This window comes from Paracoccus rhizosphaerae, assembly GCF_026162645.1.
GTDB lineage: Bacteria > Pseudomonadota > Alphaproteobacteria > Rhodobacterales > Rhodobacteraceae > Paracoccus > Paracoccus rhizosphaerae.
Genome location: NZ_JAOTBE010000167.1, coordinates 1 through 1,359 on the forward strand (window position 1 = coordinate 1; position 1,359 = coordinate 1,359).

The 1,359-nt window shown below is 58.2% G+C and carries 2 protein-coding genes; one reads left to right on the forward strand and one right to left on the reverse strand.

The features are described from left to right. Positions 1 to 217, forward strand: a 217-nt coding sequence (locus OC184_RS20175) for a hypothetical protein (RefSeq protein WP_265508952.1), incomplete at its 5' end; no start/stop codon positions are given. A 51-nt stretch (positions 218 to 268) separates the two neighbouring features. On the opposite strand, the gene OC184_RS20180 is transcribed toward OC184_RS20175, so the two are convergent. After that, positions 269 to 1,273 (reverse strand): Hint domain-containing protein, encoded by a 1,005-nt coding sequence (locus OC184_RS20180; protein ID WP_265508953.1) that lies wholly within the window; start codon positions 1,271 to 1,273, stop codon positions 269 to 271. Positions 1,274 to 1,359: the final 86 nt, after the last annotated feature.

A 1,359-nucleotide genomic window follows, 5' to 3' on the forward strand; every position in this document is an offset into this window, starting at 1 on the left:
TTGTCTGATTGCAGCCCATTTGCATAGCTACTTTCTGCAGCATGCTCCGGAACCTACATCGACCGAAGAGCCCGTAGCCGATTTCGTCCCCCCAAGCGAACACTTCTACATCAAGAGCGTCCGGAAAAGCGCCGACAACCAAAGGCACACCAACGTGCTGTGCGTCATCACCAAGCAGCCGTCCAAGCGCGTCGCAACATGCTTAGTCGACGCCTAGCAGGGGCAAAGGCGAGAGGCCTGGAATGAGCTACTACTTCATTGCATTCTTCTAGAAGGCCTTCTGCGCAGGCACCTTCACATCAACAAGCTCGGCGGTGCGCTCATGGCGCAGCAGTTCTCCACGCTTCCACTCTCCGTAGCCGAGATCTCTGGAGGCATCCTTATGGTCCTGCAGACCAGCATCGGTGCCCTTCCACAAGCTGAGAGAATACGGCGTGACAAGCAGGCTCTCGACCTGATTTCGCCCGGTGAGAATGATCGAGTGCAGGGGAAGAAGAACATGATGATAGTAGATCTCGTGACAGTCGCTGCGCCTGCTCGCTCTGCCCGCCTCCGCCAGATGTTTCGCCTTGGCCCACCGTCCCCGCCAGAAGATGCGGTGGAGCGGCGAGAAGAGCTCCCCGTTGATCTCGACCGGCCACTCCCGCTCCAATTTACAGGCGCAGAGACGTCGGCCGGTCCAGAGCACCGGCTGTCGCCCTTCGGATGTGAGGATCATGTCACCTGCCTCGACGAGACGAACAGGTATAACTCCTCTCCGGACCACGTCGACGGGGACATCAGGGCCGAAGCATGGCGGAGCATCCAAAGGCTGGGTTGCGGTGGGCAGGTTCTGGTTGGTCGGCGTGATGTCATACGCACCATTGCCGACGTGAAAGGTGATCGGCAACGACGAGAATGTATTGTCGCCGTTGGTGATCATGATGGGTCCAAGCCAGGGCGCACCGGGTGACGGCTGCATCACCGTCGTGTTGATGCGTGCATAGCTGTCTCCGAGGCCGGAGATATCGCTCTGAATGCTGGCCGTCTGACCTGGGTTCATTGGACGATATTCGGCAACGAGCAAGCCTGCACTGTCGAAGACCTTCAGGCCGGTAATGCCGCTTTGTCCGGTAAGTTCGGTGCCTGTGTCATTCACCGCAGTCAGCTCGATCGTATGACCCTTGGACCACAGCTGCCTCCCCCACTGCACTGTCGCAGTGCCTTCGGAGGAATTGGTGCCAACTGCCGGATCGACAATCAACTGGTCGCCACGGATGGTGAATGTTGTCATGAGCTGGCTCGCCTTTAGAGGTCGGAGAACCATTGTCCGCACAAGACAAAAAGCGAGTTAACTGCACCCGCAGGAGCCAGCTTCTA

Bases quoted from the DNA above. Each gene is read 5' to 3' on its own strand.
- OC184_RS20180 (WP_265508953.1), bottom strand. From the start codon at position 1,273: ATGACAACATTCACCATCCGTGGCGACCAGTTGATTGTCGATCCGGCA.